The organism is Deltaproteobacteria bacterium (assembly GCA_035063765.1).
Classification (GTDB): domain Bacteria; phylum Myxococcota_A; class UBA9160; order UBA9160; family PR03; genus CAADGG01.
The window spans coordinates 243013-262836 of the sequence record JAPSFT010000001.1 but is presented as its reverse complement, the minus strand read 5'-3'; the positions used below and the strand labels follow the sequence as shown (position 1 = coordinate 262836).

Below are 19824 nucleotides of genomic sequence, written 5' to 3'. Positions count from 1 at the left end.
CTTCTGCGCCATGACGTCACGACACGGCTCCGCGGCGCGCGCGCGCGCTCGCCTCCGGACGCTTCTCGGGCTCCTCCTCCTCGGGATCACGGCGTGCCTCCAGGGCGCGCGGGTGCCGGCGGTGACGCCACGCCAGACCCTGGCCATCGGCGAGGGACCCGGCGCGGCCGGGAGCGAGGGCCCGTTCCGCGTCGTGTACGCCGCGCCGAGCGGCGAGGCCGAGCAGGGCGCCGAGCTCTCCATCGTGTTCAGCCGGCCGCTCCGCGCCCTCACGCTCGCCGGCGACGAGGCCCCGCCGCCCATCACGCTCGAGCCCGCGCTCGAGGGACGCTGGCAGTGGGTCGGCACGAGCGCGCTCCAGTTCGTGCCCGCCGCGGGGCGGCTCCCGGGCGCGACCCACGTCAAGGTCGAGGTCCCCGCGGGCACGCGCGCGCTCGACGGCGCGACGCTCGGCGCCGCGCACCGCTTCGAGTTTACGACCGTGCGGCCCGCGCTGGTCCGCTCTTCGCCATCGGACCGGCAGGACGGGCTCACCCCCGACGTCGTCCTCGACCTCCGCTTCAACCAGCCCATCGCGCCCGCGGCGCTCGAGCGCGCCGCCAAGCTCGAGCGAGTGGCCGGCGGGGCGCGCAAGCCCATCGCGTTCTCGGTGAGGCAGCCGGACGCCGCGGCGCCCGCCCATCTCGAGCTTCGCCCCGCCGCGCCGCTGCCGATCCACTCGCGCTTCGAGCTGGTGCTCGCCGCCGAGCTCACCGGCCTCGAGGGGCCGCTGCCGGCCGGCAAGGCGCAGCAGCTCGAGTTTGAGACCTATGGGCCGCTGGTCGTCGAGTCGCTCGACTGCAGCACCGACACGCCGCACGGGCGCTGCGAGCCCGGCTACCTCTCGCTCTCGCTCTCGAACCCGGTGAAGGCCCGCGAGCTCGAGCGCGCCATCAGCGTCGAGCCGCCCGTGAAGCTTCGCTGGGAGAGCGGCCGGGAAGACGACGACTACACGCGGTACGTCTCGCTGGTCGGCGGGTTTCTGCCGGGGAGATCCTACACGGTGCGGGTCTCGGGCGCGCTCACCGACAAGTACGGGCAGCGGCTCGCGGCGCCGGCGGCGCTCCGCCGTGACTTCGACGACCTCTGGCCGTCGGTGGAGATCGGGGTGAGCGGAGACGTGCTCGAGCCGAAATCGAGCGCCTCACTGCCGATAGGGTCGGTGAACACGCCGCGCTACGAGCTCGTCGCGGTCGCGCTCACGCCGGAGGACGCGCTCGCGTTCGTGGCCGCCGGCGACACTCGCGAAGAGTTCGAGCTGTTGTCGAAGCTCCGCGCCCCGCGCGTCGTCGCGCCGCGCGCCGCGGCGAACGCCATGGCGACCGAGCGGCTGCTCCCGTCCGAGCTGCTCGCACGGAGCTCGGGGCGCGGCGCGCTCGGGGTTGGCCTGCGCTATCCCGGGCGCGGCGACCGCGCGTCGCCCATCGTGCGCGCGAAGATCGTCCAGGTGACCGATCTCGCCATCACCGCGAAGCTCTCTCGCTTCGGCTCGCGGGTCTGGGTCACGCGTCTGTCGAGCGGCGCGCCGGTCGCGGGCGCAAAGGTGAGCATCCGCCAGCGCGGGCGCGCGCCGGCGCTCCACACGACGGACGCCGACGGGCTCGTGACCATCGCCACCAGCGAGTTTGCCCCCCAGCTCGAGCAGTACGACGCCCCGGCCCTCATCGTCGTCGAGGACGGCGCCGACTGGAGCTACCGGCCGGTCTCGGACTACCTCCCTCCCTGGCGCTACGGCGTAGCCTACGACTTCAGCGGCGAGGGCGACGACTACGGAATGATGTTCACCGAGCGCGGGATCTATCGCCCCGGAGACGCGCTCGAGGTGAAGGCGATCGTCCGTCGCGCGACGCCGAGCGGCAATCAGGTGCTCGCGGGGCGACCGCTCACGGTGGTGCTCCGCTCCCCGGACGGGGAGGACGTCGCCAAGAAGAGCGTGACCACGACCCGCTTCGGCACCTTCTCGACCCGGTTCACCGTGCCGCGCTCGGCCGGCCTCGGCGCGTGGAGCCTCGAGACGCGCGGGCTCCCCGAGGGTTCGGTGAGGACGGACTTCACCGTCGCCGAGTATCGCCCGGTGGAGTTCAAGGTGAGCGCGGAGAGCGATCGCCCGGCTTACGTGCGCGGGGAGCCGGCGGCCTGGACCGTGCGCGGCGACTACCTCTATGGCGCGCCGATGGCAGGCGCCCACGTGCGCTACACGGTGACGCGCTCGCGGACCTGGTTCACGCCGCCGGACAGCGAGGGCTTCGCGACCGACGCCGAGCCCTTCCACGCCGACGACGACGAGTCGGCGCTCGCCGGCGGCGCGCTGGTCGAGCAAGAGGGGCGCCTCGACCCGGCAGGCGCGGTGAGGTTCGACAAGCAGCTCGAGCTGCCGGGGCAGCGCACGCCCGAGCTCGTGACGGTGAGCGCCGAGGTCACCGACGTGGCACGTCAGTCGGTCGGGGGCGGCACGAGCGCGCTGGTGCACCCGGCGGACTTCTACCTCGGCGTCCGTCGGCCCGAGGACGGCTTCGTCGACGCGCCCGGCTCGTTCCGAGCCGCGGTCACCGCGTTCGCGCTCGACGGCAAGCGGCTCGGACAGAAGCGGGTGCACGTCGAGCTCGTGCGGCGGATCTGGACGCTCGCGCGCCAGGACGTCGGCGGGGGGCGCACCCACGTCGTGTCGCGCGCGGTCGATCGCGTGGTCGCCTCGTGCGAGCTCACCACCAACGCGTCGTCGCCGGCGACCTGCGACCTCCCCGTGAAGCTCGGCGGCTACTACCTCGTCCACGCGACCGCCAAGGACGCGCGCGGCAACCTCGCGGAGGCCGCGCTCGGCCTCTACGGCATCGGTCCGGGAGAGGCGCCCTGGCGCGACAGTGATACGCGCTCGTTGGAGCTCGTGCTCGACAAAGAGGAGTACCGCGTGGGCGACACCGCGCGCCTGCTCGTGAAGTCGCCATACCCGGTCGCCGAGGCGCTCGTCACGGTCGAGCGCGCCGGTGTCTATCGCCAGCAGCGCGTCACGCTGCGCGGCTCGACCCCGACCTTGAACGTGCCGGTGACCGCGGAGCTCGGGACCAACGCGTTCGTGTCGGTGCAGCTCGTACGCGGGCGGACCGCGCCGCCCCCCGCGGCGCGTGAGCGCCCGGACGTCGGCGCGCCGACCTATCGGATCGGCTATGCGTCACTTCGCGTCGATCCGTCCCCGCATCGGCTGAAGGTGGCGCTCGCGCCCTCGAGGAAGGAGCTGCGGCCGGGGGAGGAGCTCGCCGTGGAGCTCGCGGTGACCGACGCCCGTGGCCGGCCGGCCGAGGCCGAGGTCACCTTGTACGCTGTCGATGAAGGAGCGCTTTCGCTCATAAATTATCAAACCCCCGACCCGGTGCAGGTCTTCGCCGCATCGCGACCGCTCGAGGTCGCGACCGTCGAGTCGCGCGAGGCGCTCGGGCGGGTGTCGCTCGAGGATCTGGCGAGCGCGATCGGGGTCATGAAAGGCAGGGAAGGCGGCGACGGCGGCGGGGGGAGCGCGCGCCGAGATTTTCGGCAGAGCGCGTACTTCAACCCCTCCCTCGTCACCGATCCGAGCGGCAAGGCACGCGTCCGGTTCAAGCTGCCGGAGAGCCTCACGACCTTCCGGCTGATGGCGGTCGCGGTCACCGCCGACGACGCCTACGGCTTTGGTGAGGAGCGCGTCACCACGAGCCAGCGGCTGATGGCGCGACCGGCGCTGCCGCGCTTCCTGCGCGCCGGCGATCGAGTCGAGGCCGGCGTCGTGCTGAGCGCGAAGGACTTTGGCCCGGCGCGCGTCGAGGTGCGCGCGCGGGTCGAGGGGCTCGAGCTCGAGGGAGCACCGGTCCGCACCGTCGAGCTCGGCCGCAACGCCTCGGTCGAGGTGAGGTTCCCGATGCTGGCGAAGACCGCCGGCACCGCGAAGCTCGGCTTCGTCGCGACCGGTGGCGGCGCGCGTGATGCGGTCGAGGTGACGCGCCGGGTGGACGCGCCGGCCTCGTTCGAGTCGGTGGCGCTCTACGGCCAGACCACCGGCTCGGCCGGCGAGCAAATAGGCGATCTGTCGAAGATTCGCCGCGACGTCGGCAAGCTCGACGTCACCGTGTCCTCGACCGCGCTGGTCGGGCTCGGCGGCGGCGTCGAGCAGCTCCTCGACTACCCCTACGGGTGCACCGAGCAGCTCTCGAGCCGCCTGGTGCCGCTCCTCCCGCTCCGCGCGCTCGCCCGAGACTTCGACATCCCGCTGCCGAAGGACCTCACCGCGGTGGTGGACAAGACGGTCGCGGACATCCTGAAGAACCAGCGCGGCGACGGTGGCTTCGGGATGTGGTCGGACTCGCCGCAGAGCAGCCCCTGGGTGACCGCCTACGCGCTCTTCTCGCTCGACACCGCGCGGAGACACGGCGCGACCGTGCCGGGCGACCCGCTCGCGCGAGGCTCGGCCTACCTCCGGCGCTATCTCGCCGGTCTCGTGGACGACCCGCTCTACTGGTCGAGCGCGGCGTTCATGGTCGACGTGCTCTCGAGCATGGGCGCACCGGATCCCGGTTACATGACCCGGCTCTACGAGAGCCGCGACGGCAAGCCAGTGTTCGCGCGCGCGCTCCTGCTGCACGCGATGGCCGTCTCCAAGCAGGGCGCCGAGAGCGTGCGAGCGCTCGCCGAGGAGCTCGAGCGGTCCCTTCGGCTCGACGCCAACACCGCCACCGCGACCGAGAACCTGGGCGACGACTACGCGGTCTTGATGGACTCGCCCGCGCGCACCACCGCCCTGCTGCTCCGCGCGCTCTTGGCGGTGAACCCCGCGCATCCGCTCGCGGCCAAGCTCGCGCGCGGGCTACTCGCGGCGCGGCGCGGCGGGAGCTGGCGCTCGACGCAGGAGACCGCGTACGCGCTCCTTGCGCTCGAGGACTACCGCAAGGCCCAGGAGAAGGACGCCCCGGACTACGTCGCCAAGGTGTGGTTTTCCGGCGCGGAGCTCTTCAGCGCCACCATGAAGGGGAGGGGCACGCTGGCGCGAGGGACCACCATCGCCACCGGGAAGCTCGCACCCACCGGGGGGCTCCTCGTGTTCGACAAGCGGGGCTCCGGAACGCTCTTCTACGAGGCGCGGCTCAAGTACGCGCGGCAGAGCCTCCCCACCGCGGCGCTCGACCGCGGATTTTACGTGCAAAAGACGCTGCGGGCGGTCACGCCCGAGCAGCTCCCGATGCTGCTCGGGACGGTGCCGGCGGGCGGTAGCCTGGCGTTCTCGGGCGGCGCTCTGGTGCTGGCGGATCTGGTGGTGGTGACGGCGAGCCCGCGTGACTACGTAGTGCTCGAAGATCCGCTCCCGGCCGGCTTCGAGGCGGTCGACGCGAGCCTCGGCACCACCGCTGCGTGGCTCGCCATCCCCGGCTCCGGCGGCGAGGACACCGCGGTCGACTGCGCGGGCTGCGACGACGACCAGGACGACGTCATCGCCGGCTCCCGCGCGTTCCTCTCGAGCTCGTTCCACCGCGAGCTCCGCGATGACCGCGTGCTCCACTTCGTCGATCACATGGCGGCCGGCATGTATCACTACCGCTACCTCGCGCGGGCGACCTCGCTCGGAAAGTTCGTGGTCCCGCCCACTCGGGCCGAGGAGATGTACTCGCCGGAGGTCTTCGGAAGGACCGCGGCGACCACCGTGGAGATCCGATGACGATGCGCGAGCTCGCCTCGAGGGCTCGCCGGTTCGGCGCGGCCGGCGTGAGGCTCGCGCGCTCGCGCCGCGCGCGCCGCGCGCTCGCCGTGCTCGCGCTCCTCGCGGCGCTGCCATGGCTCCTCCTCATCGGGCTCGCTGCGGCCACCCCCTTTCCCGCGCCGCTCCGGCGACCCGCCGCGGAAGGGGCCGGGCTCCGCGTCGTCGATCGCCACGCGCGGACCATCCGGGTGCTGAGAGACGCGCGAGGGCAGCTCTCGGAGCACGTCGCGCTCGACGAGGTGGCCCCCACCGTCCCGGCGGCGCTCATCGCCGCGGAGGACGCGCGATTTCGGTATCACCCGGGGCTCGACCCGGTGGCGATCGTTCGCGCGGCGGCGTCGAGCGCCTGGCATGGGCGGGTGGTGAGCGGCGCGAGCACCATCACGCAGCAGCTAGCGCGGACGTTATTTGTCAGACCACGCACGCTCGGGGGCAAGCTCCGTGAGATGGCGCTCGCGCTCCGCATCGAGGCCTCGCTCTCGAAGGCGGAGATCCTCGAGGCGTACCTCGAGCGCGTCGAGTTCGGGCCCAACCTCCGCGGGATCGCCGCGGCCAGCCGGCACTACTTCGACAAGCCGCCCTCCGAGCTCGATCTCGCCGAGTCTGCCACGCTCGCCGCCATCCCGCGGGGCCCCACGCTCTACGATCCGGCGCGCGGGCTCGAGCGAGTGCGGCGACGACGCGATCGCATCCTCGAGCGCATGCGTGAGCGCGGGCTCGCCAGCGAGGCGGCCATCGACCACGCGCTCGCCGAGCCGCTCACGCTCCATCGAGGTCTCGTCGAGGGAGGCGCATGGCAGTTCGTCCGCGAGCTCGCCGAGGGGAAGCTCGAACCCGAGCTGGTTCGAGGCGAGGCGCCCGTGCTCATCCGGAGCACCATCGATCTGGACCTCCAAGCGCGCGTGGAGGAGCTGGTTCGTCGCACCGCGGCGCGGCTCGAGGCCGAGCACGCGACCGCGGCGGCGGCGCTGGTCGTCGACAACGCGAGCGGCGAGGTGCTCGCGTACGTCGGCTCGCCGGACTTTTTCGACGCGGGGCGCCTCGGTCAAAACGACGGGGTGACCGCGCTGCGGCAGCCCGGGTCCACGCTCAAGCCTTTCGTGTACGCGGTCGCCATGAAGGAGCTCGGCTACGACGCGGCCACGCTCCTGCCCGACATTCCGCTCGAGCTCCCCACCGGGACGGGGACTTTCGCGCCGCGGAACTACGACGGGATCTTTCACGGACCGGTCCGGCTTCGCGAGGCGCTCGCGAGCTCGCTGAACGTGCCAGCCGCCTTCACCGCGAGCCGGGTGGGCCCCGAGCACGTGCTCGCGCTCTTGCGCGCGCTCGGGTTCGCGTCGCTCGACCGCGACGCCGCGCACTACGGGGTGGCGCTCGCGCTCGGCGACGGCGAGGTGCGGCTCACCGAGCTCGCGGGCGCTTACGCGACCCTCGCGCGCGGTGGGATGTACCTGCCGCTTCGCTTCGCGCGCTCCGCGGAGCTCGCCTCGGGGCGGCTGGTGGAGCCCACGCGCGCAGCGCCCGCGCGGGTCATCGACGCCGACCTCGCGGCCATCCTCACCGACGTGCTGAGCGACGCCGCCGCGCGGATCGGCGGGTTCGGAGTCGGCAGCGTGCTCGAGCTGCCGTTTCCGGCGGCGGTGAAGACCGGGACCTCGAAGGGCTATCGCGACAATTGGGCGGTCGGGTTCACGCGCGAGCGTACGGTCGCCGTGTGGGTCGGCAATTTCGACGGCAGCCCGATGCACGGCTCGAGCGGCGTGACGGGCGCGGGGCCGCTGCTTCACGCCGTCCTGCTCGCCGCCATGAGCGGGAAGGAGCCCGCGCCGCTGGTCCTGCGCGACGGGCTCGTTCGCCGGGAGGTGTGTACCCTGAGCGGTGAGCTCGCCGGGCCGGACTGCCCGCACCACGCAGCGGACTGGTTTCGCGCGGGGCGAGCGCCGACCGGCGTCTGCGCGATGCACGAGCGCGTGCTCATCGAGCCCGAGAGCGGGCTTCGCGCCGGCCCGGCCTGCGCCGGTGCGAGCGAGCGGGTCTTCGAGCGCTATCCCGCGCGCTTCGCCGCGTGGGCGGCCACCGCGCGGAGACCGGTGGCGCCCGAGGCGTTCGCGGCGCGGTGTCCCGGCGGCCCGGTGCGCGCGTCGGGGGCGCTCGCGGTGACCTACCCCGTCGACGGCGCGCGCTTCGTCCTCGACCCCGGCGTCGAACGCTCCGCGCAGACCATCGTCCTCCGGGCGCAGGCGCCGGGCGGAGCCCGCGGCGTCACGTTCGTCGTCGACGGGCGCTCGGTGGGGCGCGCCGAGCTGCCCTACCGGCTGTCGTGGGCGCTCACGCCCGGAACCCACCGGCTCCACGTGGAAGACTCGCGCGGGGAGCGGAGCGAGCTCGTGTCGTTCTCGGTGCGCTGACGCTCCCGGGAGCGCTCACCGGGCCGCGCCGGGTGAACGGACCTCAGCCGCCGAGACCGAGGCGGCGCCTCGCCTCGGCGTACGGCTCGCTCACGCTCCACACCGCGAGATCGCGCGCCTCCGGGTGACGCACCACCCACTTGGCGCGCTCGGCGCCGCTCGCGGGGAGCTCCTGATTCAACGTGGTCGCGACGCCCCGCAGGGCCGCCGAGGGGCTGCCGATGGCGAGCAGCGCGGCGCGGTTACCCCACTGATTCACCGTGGTGGCGAGCTGACTCGCGCGGTTGCCGATGGAGCCAATCACCTCGAGCGCGAGGATGGGGACGTCGTCGTCGAGGTTGCGCGGGATGGCTGGCTGGATGCGCTGGCGCGCCTCTGCGAAGCGCTTCGCGTCTACGCCTTGGGGCTGCCAGTTGGTGGCGAAGACTCCGAGGAAGGCTGCGGTGAGCGGCCACAGATCGATGGGCGCGGTGCGCGCGATGGTGGATGCGTGCGCTTGCAGGATCTTCAGGGTCCGAATGAGGACCACGTATCGGGCAGCGTCGTCCGGGCTCTCGAGGAGCTCGGTGCCGAACACGATCTGAGGGGGGTTCGAGCTCACGGGCAGGCAGCTCGGCCCCACCATCGGCGAGACGAACACCTCGAGCGCGTTGATCCCGAACGCCGAGGCGACCTGCCGCACGTGGCCCAGGAACTCGTGCGCCTGCGCCGGCAACGGCGCCGCGCGAAGCGCGCGCAGATCGAGCGGGTAGGCGGCGTCCAGCGCGTCGCCGGCTTTCCGGAGGAGGGCGCGGAGCGGCAACGTGAGAAGCTCCGGAGCGAGCAGCTCGTCGAGCCGCGCGTCGCCGGCGGCGGGGCCGGCGCCGCGCACGGCGGCCTCCTCACGACCCTCGAGCGCGGCGATGGTCGCTGCGGCGACGGTGGCTGCGTCGGCTCCCCCGCGGAGCTCGGCGACCGTCCCGAGGACCTCGAAGAACGAGGCATCGAAGCGGCCCGTGGCGAGCGCTCGCCGCGCGTCGGCCGCGGAGCGATCGAGCAGCACCGCCAGCGCGCGCTCCTCGCCGCCGCGATGGTAGAACTCGGCAGCGGCCCGCAAGAGCACGCCGTCTTGGGGGGCGGCCTTGCGAGCCTTGTCGAGCGTCGCCTCGGCCTTCCGGCGGTCGCCCTGCGCGCGCTCATAGACGCCCGCGAGGGCGATGGTCCGATCGCGCGTCTCCTCCGGGCTCTGGGCGCGCGAGACGAGCTCCTCCGCTGTCTGAGCGGCCTGTTCGCCCTGACCGAGCTTGGAGTAGACGCCGACCAGGCGCTCGAGCGCGCCGACGTCGTTCGGCTGGCGCTTGAGCACCTCCCGATAGGACAGCTCGGCGCGGGCAGGGTTGCCGAGCTCGTCGTCATAGAGGTCGCCGAGCTTGCGGTAGACCTCGGCTTGACGTTCCGGCTCGGAGAGGTGCCGCGCCAGGCGTATCCATGCTTGCTCCGCGCTCTGCCAGTCACCGTCGGCTGCGGAGAGCTCGGCGAACACGTCGAGCGCGTCGGCGTGATCTGGGTTCGCGTCGAGCGCCGCGGCGAGCGCCTCTTTCGCCGCGGTCCGATCGCCGACCTCGGCGAGCGCGCGGCCGCGGGTGACCTCCAGCGCGACCCGCTCGGCCGGATCGACGGTCGCGGCGATGCGCCGCTCGAGGAGCGCGGCGAGCTTGGCTCGATCCCCGCTCGCCACCAGCAGCGCCTGCAACCGCGTGAAGATCTCGTCGCCGGCGCCCTCGAGCTCTGCGGCGAGCTCGAGCGCGGCCTGCCCGCGCTCCGGGTCGCCGACCTTGTCGAGCCAGAGGAGCGCCGCGTGCCCGCGCGCGGCGAGCTGATGTGCCGGGAGGTTGCTCGAAGCTGCCAGCGCCTCGAGCGATTCGGCCGCGCCGGCGTAGTCGCCGGTGGCCTCGAGCACCTCTGCGCGAGTGGTCAGCGCCACCAGGTGCGCCGGGACGAGCTCCACGGCTCGCTCGAGCAGCGCGCGCGCCTCGTCGAGCTTCTCGAGCCGCGTGGCGGCCTCGGCGGCGCGAAGCGCGAGCGTTGCGGCGTCGATGGCGCGCGTCGCCTGCTCGCCGAGGGCGCGGCTCGCGCGGTAGACGGCCTGATCGTCCCCGCTCACGCGACCGTGGGCTTCGAGCTGACGCAGCGCCCAGAGCGACGGGGGGTCCTCTTGCAGGGCGAGGTCCACCAGCTCGCGCGTCGCCCCCCAGTTCCCGCTCTTCGAACGCAGCCGGGCAGCCAGCATCGCGTGGGCGCCCGACTCGCCCGAGCCGACCAAGCGCGCGATGGTCGCGGCGATCGTCTCGAGCTCATCCTCGCGACCAGCGGTGATGTAGGCATGCTCGACCCGCCGGAGCGCCGGAAGGTAGTCTGGCGAATGTTCGAGGATCGCGCTCTGCCAGAGCAGCGCGCTCGAGTGCTCGCCGCGAGCCTCGTCGAGACGGGCGAGGCGCTGGTAGATCTCGCGCTGCAAGAGCGGATCGTGCCCTGCGCGCGCCTGGTCCATCAGCGAGCCGGCGAGCGTGGCGGACCCGGACGCCTGGGCGCCCAGCCGCTCGGCGGCGATGCGGGCGTACGGCCCGGCGTCATGCGCCTCTGCGGCGAGCGCGGCGCGGGCCGCGGAGGCACCGTCTCCGGCGCGCTCGAACTCGAGCGCGGCTTCGATGAACAGGCGCGCGCGAAGCGGCTCGTCGAGCGACTCGGCGACCTGCTCGCGCCAGGCGCCCTTGTCGGCGTGCGGTCCCGGCGACAGCCGGTCGTGGAGCGTGTGGAGCGCGACGTCCGACGGACGCGCGGCGCTCGCCTCCTCGATCAGCGACGCCGCGAGCGAAAGATCCGTGTCGGCTACCAGCAGCGCCTCGCGGACCTGATCGGCGGCTCGCTCGATGGGATCGGTGATCGAGTCACGGCGGCGATGTAGCCACCTGAGCAGCAGCGCGACGTCGCCTTGCTGGCGAGCGAGCAGCTCGCCGAAGCGGTAGGCGAACGGCAGCGTCGGGGCAGCCTCCGCGGCTCGGTCGAGCAGCGCCTCGAAGTGCTCGACGTCCTCGAAACCCCTTCGCAGAGCAGCCTCCGTGAAGAGCAGTGAGCGCTGTGCATCGTCGGCAGCCGACTGCGCGAGCCCGGCGACCAGGTTCGCGGCGCCCGCGCCCGGCATCCCGTCGAGGAGCGCGCGAACCGCCGCTTCGGCGCCCGGGTCGGCGCGCAGCGCCGCCGAGTACTCGTGGCGCGTGCCCTCGGCGTCGCCGGCAAGTTCGCGGAGCAGGGCCGCCGCGAGCCGGCGGTCACGCTCGTCTTCGACGCGCTCGTCGCCGGGCCAGCTCGCCAGGCCGAGCGCGACCGCGTCGGCGTCGCGGCGAGCCAGCGCCCGCTCGAGCTTCAGCAGTCGCTCGAATGCGTCGCCCGCGTGAGCGGCCGCGTAGCCCTCGAGCGCCGCGTCGAGGGCGGCGGGTTCGGTCGCTGGGGAGCCGAGCGCGCGGCCCAGCGCGACGGCCGTGCGTGAGCTCTCGCCGCCGCTCATGAGCGCGAGCGGCGCCCCCGTCGGGGAGGTGCAGGCCTCGGCGGCGGCGGCGAGAGGGAGCTCGGCGTCGTCGAGCGCGAGCTCCGTGATGAGCGGGCGGAGCGTCGCCGCTCCACCGCCCGACAGCGTGGCGAGCGCGACGCGATCGGCGGCGGTGAAGGCGCCGAGCGCGTCGTCGTCCCCGCTCGCGAGCGCATCTTCGATGGCGCTCGCGTCACCGAGCTCGAGCGCGCGCTGTGCGATCGCGCGGCGCAGGTGCGGCGAGCGTTGGTGCTCGGTGAGGCCCCGCAACAGCTCGAGCGCTCGCGGCCGGGTCGCGGCTCCCGGCGCGAGCAGCGCTGCCGCGAGCCAGCTGGCTGCATCGGCGAGCCCGTCGACCCGCGCGAGCTCCGCCACGAGCGCGCCCGCGCGCGGAGCGTCGCTCCGCGCGAGCGCTCGCCGGCTCTGATCGAAGAGCACGCGAGGGGTCGAGACTCCGCTCGGTGAGCCGCTGCGCAGCGCCGCGATTTCGCCGAGCGCCTCGCCCAGCGGCGCGAGCACCGGACTCTCGGGGACACGCAGCTTGCTCGGCTCGGCCTCCGGGGCCGCGAGCGCCGCCGCGATGCGGGCTACGTGCGCGCGTGCGTCGGTCGGCAGCGCGTGCGCCGCTTGGTCGAGCTTCCTCGCGGCGGCGGCCGCGTCGCTTAGCACGAGGCGCTGGACCTCCGACGCGAGCAGCGCGCCGTGGACGCGCGCCTCGCCGGTCGGTGAGGCGCGCGACTCGAGCTCGAGGCTGCTCGCTACGGCGGTGAAATCGCCGTCCGCCGCTGCGAGCCAGCGGACTTGGCGATGCACGAGGGGGAGCGACGCAGCCGCGGCGGAGGCCTCGTTCGCGACGCTCTGCGCTCGCGCCGAGTCGCCCGTCATGGCCCACAGCTCGCTCGCCACCACCAGCGCGCGCGCGCGCTCCTGGGGCTCGGTGCGGCCGCGGGCCAGCACCTCCGCCTGCTCGGCGCGCTTCAACCACTCGTCAGCCGTCTGCTGCTCGGCCAGATGAGCCGCGGCGGGACGCTCGTCCTGCCACAGGACGTCTTGCGCTCGAGCTTCGGCCCGGAGGGGGCGCGGCTCGAGCCGCGCCGCCGGCGGAGCGGCTGCCCCGGCCGCATCGGGCGCGTCGGGCCCGTCGAGCTCGTCGAAGTCCGCCGCCTCGAGCTCGTCGAAGCCGCCCACCTCGATGGGGTCCGAGCTCAGCCCTTCCGCGCGAGCGGCTGCGGAGAAGGTGCCGGCGTGCACCACCTCGAACGCCGCCTCGGCCGCCTCCGAGACCACGCTGGCGTCGATGAATGGGTGCGTGGGCTCACCGGAGAGGGAGGGCATGCCGCTCGCGTCGACCTCCGGCACCGCGGGGCTCGCCGCGAGCGGGAAGGGCTGACGGGGCGGCGGACCGGGCGGGTTCACCGCGGGAGGCTTCGCGGTCGTGTCGGGGCGCGGCGCGGCGGGTCGCGGAGGCGCGGCGACACGCGCCGGCTCGGGCTCGGGCGTCGGCTCCCGAGCTTCCAGACCGACCAGCGATTCGCGGGAGCCGGTCATCGTCACGTCGTCGAACCCGAACTCCCGGTGGTCCGGCTCGTGCAGCTTTTGCCCCGGACGGCTCTCGGCGCCGCTGGTCACGGGCGCGGAGAGCGGTGACGGCTGCGGTCGCCCGGGCACCGCTTCGTCTTCGGTGAGCAGTGAGTCGAGGAGCGCGTCCGGTTCGAAATCGAGGTCGCCGAGCTCGGCGCCGATGCTCCCCGCCGTGCCGCTGCGGCCGGCCCCAGCGGGAGCCGGTCGAGGCTGCCGAGGCTCGGGATCTTGGGTCTCGTCTTCGGGGTGCTTCGGGTCGCTCATCTTACACCCATGCCGAGGGCTTCGCGGAGTCGGAGGTAGGTCGGGGAGAGCACGAACGCGAGGAGGCGCGCGGCGCGCTCCTCTCCGTGGTGCGAGAGCGCCGGCTTCCCGCGGCCCCCGGCGTCGCCGAGGACGCACGAGACGTCGCCGGCGGCGATCGCCGCCATGCGATCCAGGCTGGAGGTCGCCGCGGCGACCCAGGCGACGACGTCCTGGCCGGAGCGCGCGACCGCCGCGGCGAGCTCCGGCAGCGTGCGGCGCACCTTGCGGTTCATCTCCTTGCCCAGCACTCGCGTGAACTCGGCGAGCATCGAGTACTGAGGGGAGGGGACCGCGTGCCCTCCGACGTGACAAGCCGCCACGACGAGCGCGGCGATATCGGTGGGATCGCGGTGCTGGAGGATGGTGACGCCGCGCTTCAGCGCGAACAGCGCTCGCGCGAGCGCCTGGCGATGGGTCGGCGTGAGTGGCGCCGAGACCGCTGCGCCCACTACGATCGCGGGCACCTCGCCCGGCACACCGTGCACGGCGTTCGGGTCCGGCCCGCCCACGTATAGCTCGAAGTCGCCGAGGCCGAGCGCGCCGGCCCAGGCGGCGATCTCGTTTCGGACCGGGAGGCCAGCCTTCGGGTCGACGCGCTCGCGCTTACCGACCCCGAGCGCGACGAGACCCGGGCCGAGCGCTTCGGCGAAGGTCTCCGCGAGCGCGAGCATGAGCGCCGGCACCGGCCCCGCATCCGACGGATCACAGAGGTCGGGCAGGGCGCGCTCGTCGATGGCCATTTGCGGGAGGCGCGCCACGCGCTCGTCGAGGACGCGGAGCTCCCGATCGATTTCGCTGCTCCCATGGCCGAGCGCGGTCAGTGCGCCGAGGGTGGCTTGGCGGAGCGGCGCGTCGCCGAGCCGCAGGGCGATCCTCGAGAGCCGGTCGACCCGCTCGGGGTCGAGCGGGCTCGCCATCGCCTCGGCGACCAGCGCGCTCCGACCGGCGCCGAGCAGCGCGAGCGTCAGCGCGTCCGGAAACACCCCGGTCAGCACCAGATCGAGCGCTTCACCGTCGCCCGGCTCGTCCCTCAAGAGCTGCTCGACGGCGCTCGCCGCGCTCTCCGGCCTCTCGAACCGGTCCCGCCGGATCGCCATGGCCAGCCGCGCCGCTTCGACGCGGCCCGCCGGCGACTCACGCTCGGTCATGAGCTGCTCGAGCACGTCGGTTGCGAGCTCCCATGCCTCGGCCTTGGCCGCCGCCCGGGCGAGCCGCTCACGCACCGGCTCCGTGCTCAGTCCGCCGCGGTAGAGTGACGCCAGCACCTCGAGCGCCTGGTCGAGCTCACCGAGCTTGTTCTCGTAGAGATCGACCGCTGCGACGCCGCTCATCAAGCGTTGCTTGGCCGGCGCTTCGTCGAGCGTGGAGAGGCGCGCGAGGCTCGCCGCCGCCTCCGCGAACTTGCCGGTCGTGATGTAGATCTCGCCGGCCAGGGCGAGCGCCCCGACGTGGTCCGGCTCCAGCATCGTGACGTTCTCGAGCGCGGCGAGGGCTCCCTCACGGTCTCCAGCGCCGCGCAGCACGCGCGCACGCTCCCAGAACAGCTTGGCGATCTCCTCGGGATCGTCGGCGACCGCGAGCCGTGCGTTCACGAGCTCGAGCAGCCTCGGGCCGTTCTTCTTCGCGCGCACCAGGCGAAAGAGTCGATCGAAGGCCACGAAGCGGCCGATGTCGCGCTCGACCGCGCGACCCAGGGCAAACTCGCCCGCCGCCTCCTCGCCGAGCTCGTCGAGCAGGATGAGGGCTGCGCGCTCCCAACACTCGGCGCCGGCCGAGTCGTCCTCGACGAGATCACCGAGCGCGGCGCACGCCTCGGCGACGCTCCGGCGGTCGCCCGAGGCCTCGCCCGCGGCCTCGAGCCCCTGCCAACCCGTCACCTCCCCGGGGCAGGCCTCCGCTACGGCGCGGAACGAGTCGGTCGCGCCGGCGACGTCGCCCGCGGCGAGCCGGTTCCAGCCCGCCATCGCGCGCGCCAGCGGGGCCGCGTCCGGTCCGAGGCTGGCGTCGAGCCCCTCGAGGGCCGCCGCTCGTCGTCGAGGATCGCTCCCCGGTAGGGCGAGCTCGAGGTTCATGAGCTGAGCCGACGGCTCGGTGGAGGCGATGAGCGGAACCGCGTCGGCGCCGCCCAGGCTCTCGACCAGCCTCGCGCTCGCGAGGACGGCCGTGCGAAGCTCACCCTCGAAGGTGCTCGCGAGCCGGTGCCGCGCGAGCGCCTCGGCGCTCACGTCCTTGGTCGCGAGGGTGGCGGCGAGCCACTCGAGACCCGCCGCCGCCGAATGATCACTCGCCGCCCAGCGCGCTGCGCTCGCCTCGCGCACGCTCGGGTCGCTGAGCTCGCGCTGCGCCTCGAGCTCCAGTTGATACGCGGCGCCGCGCGCCAGCGCCTCGCACTCGGCGGAGAGATCCGCGAGCGTGGCGAGGGCCTCGTCGCGCGCGCCGGGCCCCTCGTGCGGCCCGACCCACAGGCTCTGCGCGAGCAGCGCGGCCCGACCGAGGTCTGCGGGCGCCTGGTCCCCGATCGCGGCGAGAGCGAGCGCAGCGTCGTTCGCGTCGCCGCCGGCTCCGACCTCGAGCCCGAACCTCTCGAGATGCTGGAGGCTCGGCTCGGCCTCGGCGCTCGCGGCCTCGAGCGCACTTCGCCGCGCGTCGAGATCATCGGGCTCCGCCGCGCGCAGCGCCCACGCCCGAATCGTCGAGCCGGAGGCCGGGGTGAGCGCCGCGGCCGCCGAAAAGCTCTCGACGGCCTCCCCGCGCGCTCCAGAGAGCCAGAAGAGCATCCCGGCCTCGAGTCGAAGCGCGCCGCCGAGCTCGGCGTCTTCGGTCGCCAGCGCGCTCGCCGAGAGGACCTCGGCCGCACGTCGTGGGTTCTCGCGCGCTCGGCAGAGCGTGGCGAGCGTCGCCGCGACGGTCACGTCGGAGACGTCTGACTCGTGGAGCTCCTCGAGCAAGCCGACCGCCGTGTCGAGCTCATGGCGTCGAATCGCGCGCTCGGCGACGAGCAGCTTGAGCCCACGCGCCACTCGCGGGTCCGTCTCGGCCGCCGCGAGCTCGAGGAGCGGTGAGGTCGGCTCGCTCGCGGGCGGCGGGAGGCTCTGCCCCGCGCCGTCGCTGCGCTCCACCACGAAGTCGAGGGCGAAGGCGCGGAGCGCGTTGCCGAGCCACGCTCCTCCTGCGGCCTGTGCGAGGGCGGTGAGCGCGCGCTCGCCCGCCGCGCGCTGCCCGCGGAGCAGGCGCCCTCGCGCAAATTCGAAGGCGAGGCCCGCGTGCTCGCCTTCGCTGGCGCCCGCCGTGAGCAAGCGTCGCGTCGACTCCTCGTACCAGCCCTCGTCGCCGACCAGTGACGCGAGGAGGCGGCCGAGTCGCGCGAGGACGCCGGGGCCGGCGCCGGTCATGCCGGCTTGCGACAGCGCCGCCTTGGCGCCCTGGACATCGCCGGCGAGGCGAGCCCAGGCGTCGGCGGCCAGCAAGAAGTATCTCGCCTTCGCTTCGTCCGAAGGGAATTCGGCCGCGGCCGTCTCGAGCGCGGAGGCGAGCGCTTGAGGGTCTTGTCCGCCGGCGAGCCAGTCGAGCTGGAGGGCGCTCGCCTGGATGGAGCCGTGGTCTTCGACGAGCGCCTTGCCGACGGCCTCCAGCGCCACCGGGCCTTGGCCTTCCGCCGCGGCGGCCTCGGCGATCCTGAGCCAGAGCGCCGCTGCGGCCGAACCCGTGACGCCCTGGTCGAGCCCGATCCGCGCGACCCGCGCGGCGGTCGTGATGTCGCCGGCCGCGTCGGCGACGCCGAGCCGCGCGTGCAGCAGCGCGGGCTCGCCGGGTAAGCGCTCGAGCGCTTGATCGAGGAGCGACACGGCCCGCTCCACGTCGCCCATCGCGCGGTGCGCGTCGGCGGCGCGCAGCCACGCGTCGGCGGCGTAGCCGGCGTTGCGGCGGTGGTGCGGGACGCCGAGCGCGTCGCCGGTCGCGGCGTCGTCGGCCGCGCGCAGCACCAGCGTGGCCTGCGCCTCGAGCGACCGCGCGAGCACCTCGTGGCGCTCCTCGCGCCGCCCCAGCTCCTCGAGCGCCATGAGCGCGAAGAAGGTCGCGTCGCTCTTCTGCTCGAGGGCCCCGTCGAGCGCGCCGAGCGCGGCCTCGACGTCGCCGGCGGCGAGCTCCAGCGACGCTGCGTCGATGAGCAAGAGCGCGCGCCAGCTCGGGTGCTGGGTGCGCCTGGCCCGCTCGTTGAGGCAGCGCAGTCGTGTGGCGCCGTCGTCGAGCTTGCCCGCGACGATCTCGAGCATCAGCCAGGCGGCGCTGTCCTCCGGACGGGTCTGGGTGGCCTCCTCGAGCGCTTGGCGGGCACCGGCCAGGTCCCCTTCGTGGTCGGCCAGGTGCGCCGCGCTCTCGATGAGCGCGCGCACCCGCTCGTCGGGTGTGTCGGCGACTTGAACCAGGCGATCGAGCAGCTTGCCGAGGTTCTTGTAGGACTGCCGCCGCTCGATGATCGCGATGAGGCGTTCGAGTGGCTCCCTGAACTCGGGCTCCGCGTTGACCGCCCCGAGCTGGTCCCGCGCCGCGGCGGCCTCATCCCCCAGGAGCTCCTCCAGGACGCCGAGCTCGTGCAGGAGCAGCGCCCGGGGCGTGCCGGGATCGGCGACGTCGTGCTCGGCGCGAAGCCGCGCGATGGTAGAGGCGACCAGTGACTGGTCGGGCGCTCGGGCGGGGGAGTCAGAGGGGCGGACCGGATGGGGCATGCGAATGTGGAAGTGCGAACCTTCTCCACTCTAGGCGACGAACCTGCTCGTGCCTAGCCAGCGAGTCAGTCGTTTCGCCGCACGATCCACCACCCCCGGGGCGTATCGACGGGATCTTGGTACACCTGACCGGGCGGCAGCGTGAAGAGCACGTACTCGGCCGCGGGCTCGAGGATGCCTCGCGGGATCCGGCCGGCGTCGGCGGTGGAGCCTCGGTCCCCCTTCTTAGCGGCATCAGCGAAGTCCTTCTGCGCCGCTTCGACGACGGCCCGGGCGCGCTCGAGCGCTTCGGCGCGTGACGGCGCGCCCTTCGGCGCGAGCTCGCTTCCCTGATAGCTGAAGAGGATCACGCCGAAGCTGACCGTTTTCGGCGCGGTGGGCGGGAGCGCTGGGGCGCGCTTGCCGTCCGGAAGGAAAACGAAGGCCGCGCCGTCGGCGCCGGCGTCGCTCGCGCCCTCGCCTGCTTCACGAGCGCCCTCGGCGGAGGCTTCGGTCGAGCTCGCGCCCGGTGCCGGCGCGGCGCTGGCCGCCGCCGACGCGGAGCCCGCGGAGCCCGCGGCTCGGCCGGTGGATCTCCGCGCCTGAACGACGACCACCGCGACGGCTCCGACGAGGAGCGTGCCAATCGCGACGGACGTCCAGCGCTGCATGGCTGCGATGCGACTAGCACGAATGGCCGAGTCGGAGGAGCGGATTCAGCGGGTTCGGGTGCGGCTAAACCGCGACAACCGCTCGGATCACCTGCTAAGAGGAGAGAGAGAGTAGCGCGATGTTCAAGGTCGAGTGTCCGGGTTGCAAGGCCCCGTATCAGGTCGATGAGCGCCGCGTCCCCTCGACGGGGCTCAAGATGCGGTGCCCGAAGTGCGGCTTCTCGTTCATGGTCGAGCCGCCCGACGACCCGCGCCGCACCGGGCCGAGCCCGGTGCTCGGCGTGGGGTCCGCTCCGGCTGCGCCTGCCGCGGGCAAGCCAGCGCCGCGCGCGCACAAGGCGACCATGCTCGGGGTGGCCGCTCCGGGTGCCGCTCCTCGGCCGGCGGCGCCGCCTCGCCCGGGCCCGCCCGTGCCGCCGCGCCCCGCGCCGCCGCGTCCTCCAGCGTCGGCGCAGTCGCCCGCGGCTCCCTCGGCCGAGTTGCCGTCCGATCCGTACGGCGAGCTCGATCTTCCGACCGTCGGCCAAGCGCGCGGCGAGGAGCGCGGGGGGGCGCCGCCGCGCCCGGGCCCGGCGGCCGTCGAGCCGCCGACGGGGGGGCCGGCGAGCGCGTTCGCTGCTACCGCGCGATGGACGCCGGCCGAGGTGGACCTCCCTTCCCCCGTCGCGCCCGGCGCCACGACCGCGCAGGCCTCGTGGGGCGCCGGTGAGATCGAGCTTCCCTCGGTCTCGACGCCCGCCCGCGGCCGCTCGCCGGACGCAAGCAGCGGCTACGGAGAAATCGAGCTCCCGTCGGTGATCGCGGAGCCCCGGGCCCGGTCGGGCGC

5 protein-coding genes are annotated in these 19824 nt (G+C 74.0%); 2 read left to right on the top strand and 3 right to left on the bottom strand.

The genetic code is table 11. From position 1 onward, the window contains the following. Window positions 1–10 precede the first annotated feature (10 nt). Window positions 11–5716 carry an MG2 domain-containing protein gene (locus OZ948_01100; GenBank protein MEB2343320.1) on the top strand — a complete coding sequence of 1902 codons (5706 nt, stop codon included), beginning with the start codon at window positions 11–13 and terminating at the stop codon, window positions 5714–5716. Next, window positions 5713–8169: a penicillin-binding protein 1C gene (pbpC, locus tag OZ948_01095; GenBank protein ID MEB2343319.1), complete on the top strand. Its 2457-nt coding sequence runs from the start codon at window positions 5713–5715 to the stop codon at window positions 8167–8169. Before OZ948_01100 ends, pbpC begins: the two co-directional genes overlap by 4 nt. Before the next feature lie 43 nt (window positions 8170–8212). Here the strand turns inward: pbpC and OZ948_01090 are convergent, their stop codons facing one another. The 3 genes from OZ948_01090 to OZ948_01080 all read right to left on the bottom strand — a co-directional run bounded on the left by OZ948_01090 (window position 8213) and on the right by OZ948_01080 (window position 18998). After that, window positions 8213–13579, bottom strand: coding sequence for a hypothetical protein (locus OZ948_01090; protein MEB2343318.1), 5367 nt, complete (start codon window positions 13577–13579; stop codon window positions 8213–8215). After that, the gene (locus OZ948_01085; GenBank protein MEB2343317.1) at window positions 13576–18348 is read right to left on the bottom strand and encodes a tetratricopeptide repeat protein; all 4773 of its coding nucleotides are present in this window, start codon (window positions 18346–18348) and stop codon (window positions 13576–13578) included. The genes OZ948_01090 and OZ948_01085 overlap by 4 nt, the downstream gene beginning before the upstream one ends. 65 nt (window positions 18349–18413) lie before the next feature. Further along, window positions 18414–18998, bottom strand: a complete 585-nt coding sequence (locus OZ948_01080; GenBank protein ID MEB2343316.1) for a peptidylprolyl isomerase — start codon at window positions 18996–18998, stop codon at window positions 18414–18416. Between the last annotated feature and the right edge of the window lie 826 nt (window positions 18999–19824).